Raw genomic sequence first — 17,314 nt, forward strand, 5'->3', positions numbered from 1 at the left:
CGTGCGCGCGAGTCGGGGCCTGCGTGCGCGCGAGTCGGGGCCTGCGTGCGCGCGAGTCGGGGCCTGCGTGCGCGCGAGTCGGGGCCTGCGTGCGCGCGAGTCGGGGTCAGAAGGCGGCGGCGGCGCCGACCCCGCTGCGGGTGTCGGCGGCGGCGCGCAGGAGGGGGCCCTCGCCACGGCCGACCGCGCACATCCGGCCCAGGGCCCACGGCCCGGCGTCCACGACGAAGTGGCCGCGGCGGCGCAGCTCGTCCAGGGTCGCGGCGCCCAGGCGCGACTCGACGACCACCCCGCCGGGATCCCACCCGCGCGGCGCGAACGACGACGGGAAGGCGGTGGAGTGCCAGGCCGGGGCGTCGATCGCGGCCTGCAGGTCCAGCCCGCCCGCGGTGTGGGCGAGCCAGAAGCAGAGCTGCCACTGGTCCTGCTGGTCGCCACCGGGGGTGCCGAACGCGATCCGCGGCTCGCCGTCGCGCAGCCCCAGCGACGGGCTCAGCGTCGTGCGGGGACGGCGCCCCGGCGCCAGCGACGACGGCAGGTCGTGCTCGAGCCAGAACATCTGCGCCCGGGTGCCCAGGCAGAACCCGAGCGCCGGGATCGTCGGCGACGACTGCAGCCAGCCCCCCGACGGAGTCGCCGACACCATGTTGCCCGCGGCGTCGACGACGTCGATGTGCACCGTGTCGCCGCGGACCGCGCCGCTGCGGCTGACCGTGGGTTCGCCCAGCCCGGGCGCGCTGACCCCGTCGCCGCGTCGCGCACCGGGCGTGGCCGCACGGCCGGCCAGCCGCGGTGCCCGCCCGTCCGGCGCGCCGGGACGCAGTTCGAGGGAGGCGTCGGCGCCGATCAGGGCGCGGCGAGCGGCGGCGTAGGACGGCGAGACGAGTGCGTCGAGCGGGACCGGGGCGCTGTCGCCGTACCAGGCCTCACGGTCGGCGAACGCCAGCTTCGCGGCCTCGACGGCGTGGTGCACCGTGCCCGCGGTCGCGACGCCGTCGGTGAAGCGCACCTCGCCGCCGCGCATCAGCTGCAGCAGCTGTGCCAGCACCGGACCCTGCGACCACGCGCCCGGTTTGGCCACCGACCACCCGTCCCCGACGTCGACGGTGAGCGCGTCCTCGTAGGTCGCCGACCAGCCGGCGAGGTCGTCGGCCGTGAGCAGGCCGGGGTGGTCGTGACCGGACTCGTCGCGCACGGGCGTCGCGCAGAAGGCGGCGATCTCCTCGGCGACGAACCCGCGGTACCAGGCGTCACGGGCGGCGTCGATGCGCGCCTCCCGGCCGCCGCTGCCCGCGGCCAGCAGCCGCTGCCAGGTGGCGGCGAGCGCGGGCAGCCGGTGCGTTCGGGTGGGAACGGCGTCACCCCGCAGCCAGGTCCGCGCCGAGCTGGGCCAGTGGGTGCGGAAGTGCTCGGCGACGGCCCCGATCGTCGGGGGGATGCGCGGGACCAGCGGGAACCCGCCCGCCGCGTACCCCAGTGCGGGGGCCAGGGCCTGGTCGAGGGTCGACGTGCCGTGATCGCGCAGCAGCGTGAGCCAGCCGTCCCACGCGCCGGGCACCGTGGCGGCCAGCAACCCGGTGCCGGGCACGATCGGCAGGCCGTAGCCGTCGCGGATGCGCTCGACGGTGGCCGCGGCCGGGGCCACCCCCTGCCCGCACAGCACCCGGGGCACCGGGTCGGATGCGGTGACGAACACCGCCGGGACCTCCCCGCCGGGCCCGCACAGGTGCGGCTCGACGACCTGCAGCACGAACCCGGCCGCCACGGCCGCATCGAACGCGTTGCCGCCGCGGGCGAGCACGGCCATCGCCGTGGACGTGCCGAGGTAGTGCGTGCTGGAGGCGGCCCCGGCCGGCCCTCGCTGCTCGTGCTTCGTCGGTGCCACCACGTCATCCTCACGGCCTCGCCCCGGCCCCGCATCCGGTGAGCGCCGCGCACCGCTCGCCGGTCCTCCGCGGGCAGACGCCGCCGGGCGAGCCGCCGCGGGCGGCCCGGCCGTCGTCGCGCGGGGCCCGGGCGGGTGCGCATCGGCATGATCGGCGAATCGGTACCGGGAGGCGTCCATCGGACGGCTGCGCGTTCCGAAACGATGATCTCGGCGGCCAACCCGGTGCCGCCGCGCGGACCTGTTCCGCCGCAAGGGCCGATGCCGGTGCCGCGGCGAAGACCGGTGCCGGTGCCGCGGGGAGGGCCGGTGCCGGCGCGGTGCCGCGGCGAGACCGGTGCCGAGTGCGCCGCGAGGGCCGATGCCGGTGCCGCGGCGGACGCCGGCGGCCCACGGCGGCCCACGGCGGCGTGAAGCCCCGGCGCCGCCGTGTCAGAGATCGGCGGCCAGCGGGAGCTGCTCGACCGCGCGCGAGGTCATCCACTCGCGCACCGCGCGGGTGGCCGCGACGTCGTCGGCGTTGTACTCCAGCAGCCTGCGGCGCTGCGCGAGGTCGGGAGGGGCGCCGTCCATGCCGACGGCGTCGCGGTACCAGCGCATGGAGTTCTCCCCACCGGCCTCCGCGTCGCGCCAGGCGAAGCCGGCGGCGGGGGCGATGCGCTTGAGCCCCTTGCCGTGGGCACAGAGGAACCAGTCGTTCACGACCGCGAACAGGTCGACCCACAGCGGCTCGGCGATGAACGCCTCCACCTCCGACTGCGCCGGGATGCCCGGCATCCCGGCGAAGCGCTGTGCCGATCCCAGCAGCCAGCGGTTCTCAGCCTGCTCGTTGTAGCAGTACGCGGCGAACGTGCGGCCCGTGGCGGCGGCGCGGGCGCGGGTGGCGGACAGCCAGCCCCAGAACTCGGCGAACGAGCGGGCCTCGTCGGGTGTGGGCACCGGTTCCCACGTGGCGAAGGCGCGGTACCCGGCCGGTTCGTCGCCGGGCCGCTCCCCTCCCGGGTAGCCGATCAGGACCCCCCACAGGTAGGCGCCGGACTCCCCGAAGCTCTCCATGTCGATGTCGACCTCGACATCGGCACGTGGCACCGGCACCCGCGGCACCCGGCGCACCACCGGGAGATCGCGCCGCCAGGCACGGGCGAGGGCCACCACGTCGGCGAAGGGCTGGGTGAGCAGCGCGACCGGCGGCTCCCCGCCGGGATCGAGCGCGGCGAGCGCGGCGACGGTGGGCACGCCGACCTCGCGCAGCGCCACGGCCGCCTCCCCCCGGACGACGAGGCTGATGTCGTCGGCCCCGGCCAGCTCGGACTCGCACACCGGCCACCAGGGGCAACGCCGGCACTCGGTGACGCGCGAGGGCTCGGCCAGCGCGGGGGCGCCGGTGCGCGCCGCGAGCGCGACGGCCGAGCGGTCGGCGAACCGGGCGTCGTACTCGGCGAGGGTGGAGCGGCCGCCCGGCCAGTGCCCGGCGCGCAGGTCGTGCCAGAGCACGGCGTCGGCGTCGAGGCCGATGACGCCGCCGACGTGGGCGTGGCGGGCGCCGTCCGGGGGGGCCCAGCCCGCGGAGCGCAGCAGGCGGTGCAGGTGCGCCAGGCGCATGAGGTCGCGCGGCTGGGAACGGACCCGCCGGGTGTCGTCCGGGCCGGCCGCGCCGGGCCAGGGCCGCAGCAGCGGCGACGTGACCGCTCCGGTGCCGGGATCGGTGATCCGGTGCCGCACGACGATCACCGGCACGTACCCGCCGCCGGGCAGCCGCACCAGCAGCTCGGCACCGCCGCGGCGCCCCGCGTCGGCAGGCAGTACCCCGCCCCAGACGAACGGCGCGGCCTCGGCCACGGCCGCCGCGGTGGCCGCGGCCCGCACCGGGGTCGGCCCCGGCCCGACGGTGCGCCAGCCCTCGGCCAGGGCGGCGGCGAGCAGTGCTCCCAGTTCCTCCCGGTGGGTGAGGGCGTCGGCGCGACGCTGCTCCAGCGACGGATCGGGCAACGCCCGCGGCAACGAGACCGCGGCCGGATCGTGATCGAGATGGACGCGACGGCGGCAGCGGGTGAGCGCGGCGGCGTCGAGCGGCACGGGGACGGACCGGCCCGGCGGGGTCTCGGGATGGTGCACGGTGGCCGTCATACCGCCGAGGGTAATGAGCGGGTCCGACATCCTCCGCGCCTGCCGGTCGGGCTGATCACCTCTAGGCTGCGCGCAGAGGCGGTCGGGCGGCGCACCGCAGGTGGAGGAGGACACGACATGGCTCTGCGGCGACGGTCGGGTACCGCTGCGGCGATCACCGATGCCGGTGTGACGGCGCGCAAGCCGCTGACGGGCAAGCAGGCGAAGCGGATGATCGGCGTCGGCACGGCGGTCGCGCCGCTGCTGGCGCCCTACGCGCTGGCCGCCGCCGGCGCGATCCGCGGGGCGTGGGACCAGCACCGGGCCGCCCGGCTGGGTGTGGATCCCGAGCGGCTCGGCGCCTACGCGGGCCCCGGCGGCGCGCTGCACGCCCGGCTGTCCCGGATGGCCGAGGCCCTCACCGAGCTGGAGGAGGGCTCCCCGGCGACCGGTGCGGCCCGCCGGTTCGCCGAGGACACCCGCCCGCGGCTGGCCGACCTCGCGGTGGCCGTGCGGGCCGCCGAGCAGATGCCCACCGCCCGACGCCGCACGGCCTACCGCGCGATCGGCGGCCAGCTCGACGTGATCGAGGTGGAGCTGCTCACGCACCTCGGCGTCGCAACCACCTGACGAGGAGGGTTACCGTTCCGGTGTGACCGACGGCGGAGCGGGCCTGCGCGGATGCGCGCTCGCGCTGCTCAGCGCGCTGCTGACCGCGGCGGGCCACGCCGCGGGCGGCGGGACGCTGCCCGACCTCGCCCTGCTTGTCCTGCTGCTGCCGCTGCTCGGCGCGGTGTTCGTGGCCCTCGCCGACCGGGCCTCCGGGCCGCTCGGCGTCGTCGCCGTGCTGGCCGGCGGGCAGCTCGCGCTGCACCACCTGATGGTGTTGCTGCATCCCGCGCACCATGCGGAACCGGCGCTGCTGGGCCCCGCGGCGATGCTCGCGACGCACGCCGCGGCCACCGTCGTCGTCGCGGTGGCGGTGCGGTACGCCGACGCCGCGATCGCGGTCGTCGGATCGGCCCTGCGCCGCGCGCTGCCCCGGCGGCCCGCGTCCCGACCGGCCGAACGGCCGCTCCCGGCCCCGGTGCCCGCGGCAGGCGCCGCCGGGCGGCGGCTGGCCGGGGCACTGGCCGCGGCACGCGTACGGCGAGGTCCCCCGGCGTGGGCCTGACCCCACCCACCCTCGTCCTACCGGAGAACCCATGTCATCCCCCATCGGGCGGCACGCCGTGCGCGCCGCCCCCACCCATGTCGCAGGTGATCCGATCCTGCGCACCCGCAGCCGCCTCCTGCGCGCCACCGCGATCACCCTGCTCTGCGGCGTGGCGCTGCTGATCGGGGTCGGGACCGCCGCGGCGCACACCCAGCTGATCGGCAGCGACCCGGCCGACGGTGCCAGCCTCGACACCGCGCCGACGAGCGTGTCACTGGAGTTCAACGAGGCGATGCAGCCGCAGTTCTCGACGCTCACGCTGATCGGTCCGGACGGCACGGCCTACCAGAGCGGCGAGGTCCTCGCGGACGGCGGCGTCGTCAGCATCGCAGTGTCCCCGCTCGGACCGGCCGGCCGCTACGAGATCGGCTACCGCGTCATCTCCCAGGACGGGCACCCGGTGACGGGCAGCGTCGCGTTCACCCTGACGGCGCCCGGTCCGGGCGCCGTCGCGGCGACGACACCCCCCGCGTCCACGGCGCCGGCCACACCGGCGCCTGCCGAGCAGCCGGCCGCGGCCCCGGTCCCGGAGGACGAGGGCGGCGCCCCGGTCTGGCCGTGGGTCGTCGGCGCGGTCGTGCTGGTCGGCGGTGGCGTCGGGGCGGCCATGCGGCTCGGCCGCGGCTGACCCGATGACCCCCCCGGCCGCGAGCGAACGCCTGCGGCCGGTGACGTGGGGGCTGCTGGCGGCCGGGACGGCGGTGGCGGCGAGCCTGCTCGCCGGCACCGCCGCGTCCGCGCTGCCGGTCGTCGTCGGGGTGGCCGTGACCCGCGCGGGCGCCGACGTGGCCGGCGTCGCCTGCGTGGGTATCGCGCTGGTGGCGGTGCTGCTGCCGGGCTCCGGAACCGGGTCGACGCGCCACGAGCTCGTCCGCGTCCGCGGCGTCGTGGACCGGGCGCTGCTCGCACTGGGCGGTGCCTGGATCGTGCTGCTGCTCCTCGGGATCATGTTCCGCTCGGCCGACGCCTTCGGCCGCCCGCTGACCGGGCTCGGCGTCCCCGAGGCACTGGCCTGGTCCACCCAGCTGGCCGCGGGCCGCGGGCTGCTGCTGACCGCCGGGTGCGCGGCAGGCGTGCTCGGCTGCGCGGCCGTGCGGCTGCGCGACGCGGACCGCGTCCCGGTGCGGATCCCCCTGGTGGCGGCCCTGCTCGGGGTGGTGACCCCGACCGTCACCGGCCACGCGGGATCGGCGCCGGACCACCAGCTCGCCGTCGTCAGCGCCGCCCTGCACGCGGGAGCGGCGGCGCTGTGGGTGGGCGGGCTGGGTGCGCTGATCGTGCTCGTCGCCCGGCGACGGATGCTGCTCGCGGCGGCGCTGCCCCGGTACTCGACCCTCGCCGGGTACTGCATCGTGACGGTCGCCGTGACCGGCGTCCTCGGCGCCCAGGTGCGGATGGAGGGCTGGGACGCCCTGCTCACCACCGGATACGGCCTGCTGGTCGTGGCCAAGGCGGCGGTGCTGGTCGCGCTGGCCGGACTCGGTGCTCTGGCCCGCCGCCGGCTGTCGACGGGCCGCACCCCGGTGCTGCGCTGGGCCGGCCTCGAGGTCGGCCTCATGGCGGTGACGCTCGGCCTGGCCGCCGCCCTGACCCAGGCCGCGCCGTAGGTCGTGCGGGGTCAGCTCCGGTAGGCCTCCAGCAGCCGCAGCCACACCTCGCTCATCGTCGGGTAGGCCGGCACGGCGTGCCACAGCCGGTGCATCGGCACCTCACCCACGATCGCGACGGTCGCCGCGTGGATCAGCTCGGCCACGTCCTGCCCCACGAACGTGACGCCGAGCAGCACCCCGCGCGTCTCATCGACGACGATCCGGGCCGCGCCGTCGTAGCCGTCGGCCTGCAGCGCGGAACCCCCGACCGCGATCGGGATGTCGACCACCCGGACGTCGAGCCCGGCCTCGCGGGCCTGCACCTCGGTCTTCCCGACGAACGCCACCTCGGGATCGGTGAACACCACCTGGGGCACCGCGACGTGGTCGGCCGTGGCGGTGAACTCGCTCCAGGGGATGTCGTCCACCTGTGAGCCCGCGGCGCGGGCGGCGATCGCCGCCCCGGCGATCCGGGCCGCGTACTTGCCCTGGTGGGTCAGCGGCGCGCGGCCGGTGACGTCGCCCGCGGCGTAGAGCCAGTGTCCGTCGACGCCCTCGACGAGGCCCGAGTCGTCCGCGACGAGCGGCTTCCCGGCCTCCAGCCCGACGGTCTCGACGCCGACGTCCGCGGTGTTCGGCCGGCGCCCGGTGGCGACGAGCAGCTCGTCGACGGTGATCTCCTCGCCGCCCACGGACAGCACGATCGCCCCACCGGACCCCGCGACGGAGTCGAGCGAGGAGCCCAGTCGCACGTCCACACCCTCCGCGCGCAGCGCCGCGTCGACCCGTTCGCCCGCGAACGGTTCCATCGACTCGAGCAGCACCTGAGCCTGCTGGACGAGCACCACCTTCGACCCGAGCCGCCCGAACGCCTGCGCCAGCTCGCAGCCGACGACCCCACCACCGAGCACGCCCAGGCGCGGCGGGATCTCCCGCGCCGAGGTGGCCTCGCGGGAGGTCCAGTGCCGCACGGTGTCGAGCCCGGGCACCGGAGGGGTCACCGCGACGCTGCCGGTGCAGACGACGACGGCGTGCCGCGCGGTGAGCGTCTCGTCCCCGAGGGCGACGGTCCGCTCGCCGGTGATCCGCGCGTGCCCGCGCAGCACCGTGATCCCCGCGTCCTCGGCCCAGCTCACCTGGCTCGCGTCGTCCCAGTCGTGGGCGAAGGTGTCGCGGCGGGCGAGCACCGCCGCCGGGTCGTACTCCGCGGTGGTGCCGGGCAGGCGGCGCAGCGCCGCGGCGGCGTGCCCGGTCCGGAGCAGGGCCTTGGACGGCATGCACGCCCAGTAGGAGCACTCGCCGCCGAGCAGCTCGGACTCCACGATCGCGGCCGACAGACCGGACCGGACGGCGTAGTCGGCGGCGTTCTCCCCGACCGCCCCGCCGCCGATGACGACGACGTCGAACTCGCGGCCGCCGCCTCCGGTGGAGGCGCTCACCGGACCGCCTCCGCGATCGGCGTGTCACCGCTGCGCAGCTCGAGGACCTTCCCCACGGTGCCGGGCGCGTCGAGCAGCGCGGCGAGGACGGCCGCGGTGTCGTCGCGGGTCACCTCACCCCGCTGCACCGGCGGCGGCGCGAGCAGCACCTTCCCGGTACCCGGATCGTCGGTGAGCCGTCCCGGGCGCAGGATCGTCCAGTCGAGGTCGGTGCCGCGGACGGCGTCCTCGGCGGCCTTCTTCGCCCACAGGTAGGCCGCCCACACCTCGTCGGTGCCGGGGGCGGGAGCGGCGTCCACGCCGGTCGAGGACACCAGCAGGTAGCGCGCCACCCCGGCCTGCGCCGCAGCGTCGGCGAGCAGCACGGCCGCGGCCCGGTCGACGGAGTCCTTGCGGTCGACGCCGCTGCCCGGACCCGCACCGGCCGCGAACACCACCGCGTCGGCGCCCCTGAGCTGCGCGGCCAGCTCGTCGACCGAAGCCGCCTCCAGGTCGAGCACGGTCGCACTCGCCCCGGCCGTCTCCAGATCGGCCCGGTGGTCGGGGTTGCGCACCACGCCGACCACCGTGTCCCCCCGACCGGCCAGCAGCGCGGCGAGCCGCAGCCCGATCTTCCCGTGTCCTCCTGCGATGACCACATGCACGGACACGACGCTAGTCCCGACCCGGTCGGCCCGCCGGTTCGGCGCCGGTCGAGCCGACCTGCGACAGCGACCGAACGTGCGGTTCGCTGACCGACACCCCGCGGTGCTCGCCAGACTCCGTGGTGCCGTCACCCCACGTCCTCCGACCGAGATCGTCGTCGCGCCACCACCGCCATTGACCACGTCGTTCCCGGCCAGCGCGTAGACCAGGTCGTTGCCGGCAGGGCCGGTCAGGAACGTGTTCCCTGCATCGACCTCGCCGGCTGACGACGCGGACGAGCCGGACACGCACACCGCCCGGCCACCGCGAGCTGGATCGGTTCAGGCCCAGGGCACGGGTGTCGACTGCGCCCGTCCGGTCAGCCGCCGTCATCCGGCGGGGTGGACCCGTCCGGGAGCCGGTCGAGCACCTGGCCGACCAGCTGGGTGAGCGACCGGAGCTGGTCGCCCACGGAGTCGAACCGGGCACCGTGCTCGGCCAACGTGCCCTCGACCGAATCGAACCGGGCACCGTGCTCGGCCAACGTGCCCTCGACCGAGTCGAACCGGGCGGTGTGCTCGGCCAACGTGCCCCGGATCGCCCGTAGCTCCTCGCGGACCTCCTTGACGTCGTCATCGAGACGCAGGGCCAGCCACCGGGTCTCCGCGTGCTCCACGGCCAGCTTGCGCACCCTGCGCTCGAGGTCGTCGTCACCGGCCATTCGTGGATCCTCCCACGCGCGGTCCGGCGCCGGCGGCGATTCCGGAAATGGACCTGGGTCCAGGACTCAGCGGTTCGGCCGCAGGGTCCAGACGACCGTCATGCGGGTGGTCTCGCGGTCCTCGGCGTCGGTGATCGTGACCGAGACCGTGAACTCCGGGCGGGTGCCTGCGTCCAGTTCCGCCAGCACGTCCGCGGCCGGCCGGTCGAGCACCGCGACCGCCGTGAGCGGGCCCTTCGCCAGCCGTGAGTAGGCGATGTCGGAGCGGACGACGAGCGGTGTGGCCCGCTCCAGCACGGTGCCGAACGCCGCGAGGCCGACGGCACCGGACGCCGTCTCGCCCAACCCGAAGATCATCGCCGCGTGCGGACCGCCCACGTGGTTGTGCGCCCGGGCGTCGTCGGGGAGGTGGGCGACCGCGCGCTGCGGCGTGGTCTCGCCGAACGTGATCCCGACCGTCCGCACCCACGGCACGGTCTGTGCCATGGCCGCGCCGACCCAGCTGGTGTCCGTCGTCATGCATCGATATTACTCGTGAGTAGGCAGCGCACCCCGCCGCCGTCCCGTTGCCCGATATGTCTGTTCTATCGACATGCGGAATAGGGTGGGTTGTGAGCGGCAGCACCTCGCACTGAGATCGTGAGGTAGACAGCGACGTCCGAGGAGGTTCGCCTGTGAAGGCCGTTCGGGTACACGCGTACCACGCCGATCCCACGATCGACGACATTCCAGAGCCCACGATCCAGGGTCCGCTCGATGTGATCATCAAGGTGGGCGGCGCCGGCGTCTGCCGCACCGACCTGCACATCATCGACGGCGACTGGGCCGATGCGATGGCTCCCGAGCTCCCCTACGTGATCGGGCACGAGAACGCCGGGTGGGTCCACGAGATCGGTGCCGGCGTCACCAACGTCGCCGTCGGCGACACCGTGATCCTGCACCCGCAGCCGTCCTGCGGCCTGTGCCTGGCCTGCCGGCGGGGCCGCGACATGCAGTGTGAGGCCGCCTTCTTCCCGGGGCTGTCGAACAACGACGGCGGCATGGCCGAGTACCTGCGCACCACCGCGCGGGCCTGCATCAAGCTCAACCCCGACACCAACCCGGCCGACGTCGCCGCGCTGGCCGACGCCGGCATCACCGCCTACCACGCGGTGCGCAAGGCGGTGCCGAACCTCTACCCCGGCACCACCGCGGTCGTGCAGGGCGCCGGAGGGCTCGGCCACATCGCGATCCAGACGCTCGCCGCGATCACCGGGACGCGGATCATCGTGGTCGACCGCAACCCCGACGCGCTGGCGCTGGCCAAGCAGATCGGCGCGGACGAGACCGTCCTCTCCGACGGCAACCACGTGCAGGCCGTCCAGGACCTGACCGAGGGGCGGGGCGGGGACGTCGTCTTCGACTTCGTCGCCGAGCAGGGCGCCGAGCTCGACGCCTGGCAGATGACCGCTCCGGCCGGCTCGCAGTACATCCTCGGCTACGGCGGCGAGTTCAAGGCCCCGACGCTGGACTTCGTCGGCGGCGAGAAGAACGTCATCGGCAACATCGTCGGCACCTACGCCGACCTCTCCGAGCTGATGGTCCTGGCCCAGGCGGGCAAGGTCACGCTGCACACCAAGCAGTACCCCCTGGATGCGGCGCTCGACGCCCTCCACGATCTCGACGCCGGCCGGGTCCGCGGCCGCGCGATCCTGGTTCCGTAAGTAAGTACTGACGCAGAGAGGTTCCCACCACATGTACGAGAAAGACGGCGAGAAGTACTTCGTAGTCGATTCCCACAGCCACTTCTGGGACGCGAGCCGCGAGAACTGGCGCGAGGGTCGCGAGGAGTTCGCGAAGGGCTGGATCGACTGCTTCTACGGCTACCACCAGCTCGCCCCGCCGGAGACCCACTGGGACTACGAGAAGTACCTCAAGGTCACGCCGGAGGACTTCAAGCGGGACATGTTCGAGGAGGGGCACGTCGACGTCGCGATCTTCCAGTCGACGTACCTCAAGGAGTGGTACACCAACGGCTTCAACACCGTCGACCAGAACGCGGCGATGCTCGAGGAGCTCGGTGACAAGGTCATCGTCAACGGGCGCTTCGACCCCCGTGACGGTGACGCGGGACTCAAGCAGCTCGAGGCCGACGCGAAGAAGTACAACCTCAAGGGCGTGAAGCTCTACACCGCGGAGTGGAACGGCGACTCCCGCGGCTACCGGCTCACGGACCCGGCCACCTACGACTTCCTGCAGGCCGCGCAGGAGCTGGGCATCAAGAACATCCACGCCCACAAGGGCCCGACGATCTGGCCGCTGAACAAGGACGCGTTCTCGGCCGACGACGTCGACCAGTGCGCCACCGACCACCAGGGCCTGAACTTCATCATCGAGCACGCGGCCATCCCGCGCATCGACGACTTCTGCTTCATGGCCGTGCAGGAGCCCAACGTCTACGCCGGCCTGTCCGTCGTCGTCGGTGGCCTGATGCACGCCCGCCCGAAGTTCTTCGCCAAGGTGATGGGCGAGCTGCTGTTCTGGGTCGGCGAGGACCGCATGACCTTCGGTGGTGACTACAACATCTGGACGCCCAAGTGGCAGGTCGAGGGCCTGGTCGACTGGCAGATGCCCGACGACCCGGCGTTCTCCGACTACCCGCGGATGACCACGGCGTCGCGCAAGAAGATCCTCGGCCTCAACGCCGCGCGGCTCTACGACATCCCGGTGCCCGAGGGCCTGCAGCTGCCGACCGACGACCCGGCCCAGCCGGGTGAGCAGCTGGTCGACGCATGACCGGCACCGTCGCCGGCGTCTGGGAGGCGCTGGGGACGGTGATGGACCCGGAGCTCGATGAGCCCATCACGGACTGCGGGTTCGTCGAGTCCTACACCGTCTCCGACGACGGGGTCGCCTCCGTGGTGCTGCAGCTCCCGACGTTCTTCTGCGCGCCGAACTTCGCCTTCCTCATGGTCGCCGACGCCTACGACGCGGTCATGCAGGTCGACGGGGTGCGGCACGCGGTGGTGACACTGCAGGAGAACCAGACCGCCGACGCGATCAACAAGGGCGTCGCCGCCCAGGCCGGGTTCGTCAAGGCGTTCGAGGGGGAGGCCACCGCGGAGCTCGACGAGCTGCGCACGGAGTTCCTCTCGAAGGCCGCGACCGCCGGGCAGGACCGGGTCGCCCAGCCGTTGGTCGACGACGGGGCGCACCCGGACGAGCTCGCCGTCATGACGCTGGGCGAGGTGCCACCGTCGGTGGACCTCGACCGGCTGCGTGACCGGCGGCGCCAGCTGGGTCTGCCGCACGGCGACGACGCACCGTTGCTCATGCATCCCGACGGGAGCCGGGTCACCACGGAACAGGTGCCGCTGCACCTGCGCCGGGCCCGGCTGCGCCGGGTCGGCATCGAGACCAACGGACACATCTGCAGGGAGATCATGAAGACGAAGATGGCGGTCGGCGCGCCGTAGCGCCCCCGCCTGACACCCCGGTCCCGGGTCCGCCCCGGGGCCGGGGTGTCGTCGTCCGTGCCGCCCTGCCCGGGGGTGCGGTGCGTGCGACCATCGAACCCGACCCGGATCGCCCGAGGGGGGACGAGCGCACATGACGGTGGCGATGCAGCAGCTCATCTGGGCGATGCAGCAGCTGACGGACACCTTCCACGAGTCGCTGTACGCCGCGCGGGACGTGGACGCGACCCTCGCGGCGCTCGCCGAGGACGGCACCGTGGAGGACGTGCCGGTGTCCGCCGGGCCGCGATCCGGTGAGGCCCTGCGTCACCACCTCGCCGAGGACCTGCTGCCCCACCTGCCCGCGGACCTGACCTTCCGCCGGGTCTCGCGCACCGCCGACATCCGCAGGCTCGTCGACGAGCGGATCGTCGAGTTCACCCACGACCGGGAGCTGCCGTGGCTGCTGCCCGGCGCCGGCCCCACCCACCGCCGCGTCGAGGTGCTCGCGATCTCCGTCGTCAGCTTCCGGCATCGCACCCGCGCGGCGGTCACCGAGTCGTTGATCTCCTCGCACCGCACGCTGTGGGACCACTCCACGCTGCTGGCCCAGCTCGGGCTCGACCCCGCCCCGGCCCGTCGCGCGTCGTAGGGTGCGCCCGTGAAGGCGCTCGTGTTCGACGTGTTCGGCACCGTGGTGGACTGGCGCTCCGGCGTGGCGCGCGACGTCGCGCGGCTGCTCGGGCCCGATGTCGACGCCGCGGCGTTCGCCGACGCCTGGCGCGGGCGCTACACGCCCTCGATGGACCGGGTGCGCCGCGGGGAGCGGCCGTGGGCATCGCTCGACACGCTGCACCGGGAGTCCCTCGACGGCCTGCTGGTGGAGTTCGGACGCCCGGGCACCGACGAGGGCACCCGTCGCGAGCTCGTGCTGGCCTGGCACCGCCTCGACCCGTGGCCGGACTCGGTGGCCGGACTCGCCCGGCTGCGGGAGCGGTTCGTGATCGCGACGCTGTCCAACGGCAACGTCTCGCTGCTCGTCGACATGGCCCGCCGCGCCGGGCTGCCCTGGGACACCGTGCTCTCCGCCGAGCTGTTCGGCCACTACAAGCCCGACGCCGAGGTCTACACCGGTGCGGCCACGCTGCTCGGGGCCGCGCCGGACGACGTGCTGATGGTGGCCGCCCACGTCGACGACCTCGCCGCCGCCCGAGCCTGCGGGCTGCGGACCGCCTACGTGCACCGTCCGGACGAGAAGGGCCCCGCCGGATCCCCACCGGTGACCGATCCGGCCGCGGACCTGTCCGTCGACTCGCTGGTCGCACTCGCCGAACACCTCGGGTGCCCATGAGACGTGCCCTGCGTCACACACTCGTACGAGTGATGATCAACACACTACCGACTCCGAAGAAGTGATTATTACCGCGTGATTTCTCCGCATCGACGGAGATGGAACCACGTTGTCACCTGTTGGCGTACTTATTTCACGTCCGGTTCGGACCGTTCCCGCTACCGCCCGTACCCGAGGGCCGCGACGGATCGTTGGTCCTCCCGACAGGCCGTGTCCCGGGTTCTCCCGTGCCCGGCCCACGGATCGAGAGGACGACGATGCCCCGCTCCCCCTCGTCGGCGCTCGGTCGACGGTCCGGGTCCCAGCCCGGAGCGCCGGCCCTCGACCACGGGCTCCCCAGCGCCTGAGGTCCTCCCGGTCCAGCACGGGGCGTCGCGTCCCGAACCGCCCCGCCCGTCGTCCGCCAGGAAGAGGACTCGCCGATGGCCGATCACCGCGCCGCCGCCGCACCGAAACCCGATCTCCCCCGCTTTCCCCGCATCGACGTCAGCCGGCGCAAGTTCCTCGGTTTCGTGGTCGCCGCGCCCACGCTGGTCGTCGCCGCGGAGATGAGCACCGGCGCACTGGGGATCGCCCCGACCGCGGCGGCCGACCCGCTCGTGTCGGCGCCGCAGACCCCGGAGATCTACGACCTCCTCGACGCCCTGCGCGATGCCGCCCGGCCGACCGCGAACCTCATCCGCATCCAGGTCAACAGCGACAGCACGGTCTCGTTCGAGCTCCCGCGCTCGGACAACGGACAGGACATCATCGGCTACGCCCAGATCGTCATCGCCGAGGAGATGGGGCTCGATCCCGACCAGGTGACGGTCACGCTGGCCGACGCCCGGCCGGAGCTGCTGTTCAACCAGATCACCGGTGGTTCGAGCACGGTCTTCACCACCTTCACGCCGATCCGGGTGGCCGCGGCGATCGCCAACGGCCGGCTGCTCGACGCCGCGGCGCGCCAGCTCGAGCAGGAGGTCAACCTGCTCACCACCCGCCGCGGTGTCATCACCGACACCCTCGGGGCGGCCATCCCGATCGGTGACCTGGCCGAGGACGCGAGCGCCGACGTGACCGAGCAGGTGGAGGTCCTGCTCAAGCCGCGCGAGGAGTTCACCGTCATCGGGAAGGCCCGCAACAAGCCCGACCAGCTCGCCATGGTGACCGGCGCGAAGAAGTTCGTCACCGACCTCGACATCCCCGACGCGCTGCCGACCATGGTCTGCCGGGCGCCCACGCTCAACGGCACGGTCGAGTCCGTGGACAACATCGACCAGGTCCGGCGGATGCCCGGCATCACCGACGTCGAGGTGGTCGGCACCGGCATCGCGGTCCGTGCGCGGACCTTCGGCCACTGCATCGACGCCATCCAGGAGCTGCGCGCCCGGTGGGGCGCGGGCACGGTCGAGGGCGAAAACGACGAGTCGGTGCTGGCCGGCGTCAAGGCCGCCGAGCTGCCGCTGGTCGTCCCGGCCGGTGTGGTCGGCGACAGCATCGAGAGCGCCCACACGTTCTACTTCCGCAGCGGCGCGTCCCTGGAGACCAACTCCGCCATCGCCGACGTGCGCGACGGGCGGGCCGAGATCTGGGGCCCGGCGAAGAACCCGATCGCCGCGCAGGGCGAGATCGCCAAGATCCTCGGCCTCCCGGTCGGTGCGGTCACCTTCCACGTCACCCAGGGCGGCGGCTCGTTCGGTCGCAAGCTGTTCTTCGACGGTGCGCTCGAGGCCGCCGAGATCTCGCAGAAGATGGGCAAGCCCGTCAAGCTCATGTGGCACCGCGCCGACGACTCGCGCGTCGGCCGCGTGCACCCGCTGTGCACGTCGCGGATCCGGGCCGTGATCAGCGGCGACAAGGTCGTCGGCTTCGAGCAGCGCCACACCAGCGTCTCCTCCGAGATCAACCCGGGCCTGGGCGAGCCGATCACCGCGGCCGCGATCAAGGTGCCGCTGGGCAACCTCGCGTTCTCCGCGTCGGTCTTCGAGCTGACGCAGGTCACCCCCTACAACTTCGGGGTGAACACGCGGCTGCTCAACGAGGTCGACATGCGGTTCAACACGCAGTCGACGCGCAACATCTACTCCCCCGACGTCGCCATCGCCCGCGAGCTGATGGTCGACCAGATCGCGGAGCAGCTGGGCAAGGACCCCTACGAGATGCGCAGGGAGTTCCTCAAGAACGACCGCATGCGTGGCGTGCTCGACAAGGTCGCGGAGGAGGGCGACTGGGGCCGGTCGATGCCGGCGGGCACCGCCCAGGGCATCGGGTTCCACACCGAGTACAAGGGCGTCTCCGCGTGCCTGGTCGAGATCGACTGCCGGCCGGAGACGGTCGACCGACCGATCCGCGAGGGCGTCACCGGTCCCCGCGTCACCAAGGTGACCTTCGCCATCGACCCCGGCCTGGTCATCAACCCGCGTGGCGTCGAGGCCCAGATGATGGGCGGCATCAACGACGCGATCGCCAACGTGCTGACCTCCAGCCTGCACCTCACCGACGGCTACTTCGTCGAGGCGAGCTGGGACAACTACTTCTACACGCGGCAGTGGAACACCCCGATCGAGATGAACATCCACATCGTGGACTCGGGCTTCCCCGAGCCCGGCGGGATCGGCGAGGCCGGCGTGGCCTCCACCGGAGCGGCGGTCGCGAACGCCTACCGGCGGGCCACCGGCAGCACGCCGGACTACTTCCCGATCAACCACAAGGACCCGTTCCCGTACGAGCCGAAGCCCACGGTGCCGCCCGTCCCGCAGTCGCCCGTCAACGGCCTGCAGTTCACCTTCTGAGGAGCGAGTCATGCCCACCCACACCTTCAACCTCAACGGTGAGTCCGTCACCGTCGACGTCGACGACAACGTCCGCCTGCTCTGGGTGATCCGCGATATCCTCGGGGTCACCGGCCCCAAGTACGGCTGCGGCATCAACGTCTGCAAGGCCTGCACCAGCCACATCAACGGCAAG

General features: G+C 73.7%; 17 protein-coding genes and 1 pseudogene. 11 read left to right on the forward strand and 7 right to left on the reverse strand.

Annotated features, from left to right (window positions below; translation table 11 throughout):
• Positions 1-106: 106 nt before the first annotated feature.
• Positions 107-1,807: a gamma-glutamyltransferase gene (locus Q1K26_RS06625; RefSeq protein ID WP_300008528.1), complete on the reverse strand. Its 1,701-nt coding sequence runs from the start codon at positions 1,805-1,807 to the stop codon at positions 107-109.
• Between the two features lie 510 nt (positions 1,808-2,317).
• Positions 2,318-4,012 (reverse strand): TM0106 family RecB-like putative nuclease, encoded by a 1,695-nt coding sequence (locus Q1K26_RS06630; RefSeq protein WP_300008488.1) that lies wholly within the window; start codon positions 4,010-4,012, stop codon positions 2,318-2,320.
• A gap of 117 nt (positions 4,013-4,129) precedes the next feature.
• Here Q1K26_RS06630 and Q1K26_RS06635 point away from each other — a divergent pair, with 117 nt between their 5' ends.
• Genes Q1K26_RS06635 through Q1K26_RS06650 form a run of 4 tightly spaced genes read left to right on the forward strand, consistent with a single transcriptional unit; the run spans position 4,130 to position 6,814 of the window.
• Positions 4,130-4,621: a DUF6474 family protein gene (locus Q1K26_RS06635; RefSeq protein WP_300008491.1), complete on the forward strand. Its 492-nt coding sequence runs from the start codon at positions 4,130-4,132 to the stop codon at positions 4,619-4,621.
• 22 nt (positions 4,622-4,643) lie between these two features.
• Positions 4,644-5,165, forward strand: a complete 522-nt coding sequence (locus Q1K26_RS06640) for a hypothetical protein (protein ID WP_300008494.1) — start codon at positions 4,644-4,646, stop codon at positions 5,163-5,165.
• Positions 5,166-5,196: 31 nt separating this feature from the next.
• Positions 5,197-5,835: a copper resistance CopC family protein gene (locus Q1K26_RS06645; RefSeq protein WP_300008496.1), complete on the forward strand. Its 639-nt coding sequence runs from the start codon at positions 5,197-5,199 to the stop codon at positions 5,833-5,835.
• A 4-nt stretch (positions 5,836-5,839) separates the two neighbouring features.
• Positions 5,840-6,814 (forward strand): CopD family protein, encoded by a 975-nt coding sequence (locus tag Q1K26_RS06650; RefSeq protein WP_300008499.1) that lies wholly within the window; start codon positions 5,840-5,842, stop codon positions 6,812-6,814.
• A gap of 11 nt (positions 6,815-6,825) precedes the next feature.
• Here the strand turns inward: Q1K26_RS06650 and Q1K26_RS06655 are convergent, their stop codons facing one another.
• From Q1K26_RS06655 to Q1K26_RS06670, 5 genes and pseudogenes are all read right to left on the reverse strand, one after another.
• Positions 6,826-8,235 (reverse strand): NAD(P)/FAD-dependent oxidoreductase, encoded by a 1,410-nt coding sequence (locus Q1K26_RS06655; protein ID WP_300008501.1) that lies wholly within the window; start codon positions 8,233-8,235, stop codon positions 6,826-6,828.
• Positions 8,232-8,879 (reverse strand): NAD(P)H-binding protein, encoded by a 648-nt coding sequence (locus Q1K26_RS06660; protein ID WP_300008503.1) that lies wholly within the window; start codon positions 8,877-8,879, stop codon positions 8,232-8,234. Before Q1K26_RS06660 ends, Q1K26_RS06655 begins: the two co-directional genes overlap by 4 nt.
• A 162-nt stretch (positions 8,880-9,041) precedes the next feature.
• Positions 9,042-9,173 (reverse strand): annotated as a pseudogene (locus Q1K26_RS28685) (hypothetical protein); the annotation flags it as partial.
• Positions 9,174-9,238: 65 nt separating this feature from the next.
• Positions 9,239-9,580 carry a hypothetical protein gene (locus tag Q1K26_RS06665; RefSeq protein WP_300008505.1) on the reverse strand — a complete coding sequence of 114 codons (342 nt, stop codon included), beginning with the start codon at positions 9,578-9,580 and terminating at the stop codon, positions 9,239-9,241.
• A gap of 66 nt (positions 9,581-9,646) precedes the next feature.
• On the reverse strand, positions 9,647-10,099 hold the full coding sequence (locus Q1K26_RS06670; protein WP_300008508.1) for a DUF4442 domain-containing protein: 453 nt from the start codon (positions 10,097-10,099) through the stop codon (positions 9,647-9,649).
• Between the two features lie 155 nt (positions 10,100-10,254).
• Between Q1K26_RS06670 and Q1K26_RS06675 the strand changes: the two genes are divergently transcribed.
• The 7 genes from Q1K26_RS06675 to Q1K26_RS06705 all read left to right on the forward strand — a co-directional run.
• Positions 10,255-11,283, forward strand: coding sequence for an NAD(P)-dependent alcohol dehydrogenase (locus Q1K26_RS06675; protein ID WP_300008511.1), 1,029 nt, complete (start codon positions 10,255-10,257; stop codon positions 11,281-11,283).
• A 31-nt stretch (positions 11,284-11,314) separates the two neighbouring features.
• Complete coding sequence (locus Q1K26_RS06680; protein ID WP_300008514.1) at positions 11,315-12,355, forward strand: amidohydrolase family protein; 1,041 nt, start codon at positions 11,315-11,317, stop codon at positions 12,353-12,355.
• Entirely contained in the window at positions 12,352-13,035 is a 684-nt protein-coding gene (locus Q1K26_RS06685) for an iron-sulfur cluster assembly protein (protein WP_300008516.1), read from the forward strand. Before Q1K26_RS06680 ends, Q1K26_RS06685 begins: the two co-directional genes overlap by 4 nt.
• A 133-nt stretch (positions 13,036-13,168) precedes the next feature.
• Entirely contained in the window at positions 13,169-13,666 is a 498-nt protein-coding gene (locus Q1K26_RS06690; protein ID WP_300008519.1) for a hypothetical protein, read from the forward strand.
• A 9-nt stretch (positions 13,667-13,675) separates the two neighbouring features.
• Positions 13,676-14,365, forward strand: a complete 690-nt coding sequence (locus Q1K26_RS06695) for a haloacid dehalogenase type II (RefSeq protein ID WP_300008523.1) — start codon at positions 13,676-13,678, stop codon at positions 14,363-14,365.
• A 422-nt stretch (positions 14,366-14,787) separates the two neighbouring features.
• The gene (locus Q1K26_RS06700) at positions 14,788-17,139 is read left to right on the forward strand and encodes a molybdopterin cofactor-binding domain-containing protein (RefSeq protein WP_300008526.1); all 2,352 of its coding nucleotides are present in this window, start codon (positions 14,788-14,790) and stop codon (positions 17,137-17,139) included.
• A 10-nt stretch (positions 17,140-17,149) separates the two neighbouring features.
• Positions 17,150-17,314: 2Fe-2S iron-sulfur cluster-binding protein (locus Q1K26_RS06705; RefSeq protein ID WP_300008530.1), on the forward strand; the 165-nt coding region annotated here is incomplete at its 3' end.

The sequence above is a fragment of the Pseudonocardia sp. genome, from assembly GCF_029263155.1.
Classification (GTDB): Bacteria; Actinomycetota; Actinomycetes; order Mycobacteriales; family Pseudonocardiaceae; genus Pseudonocardia.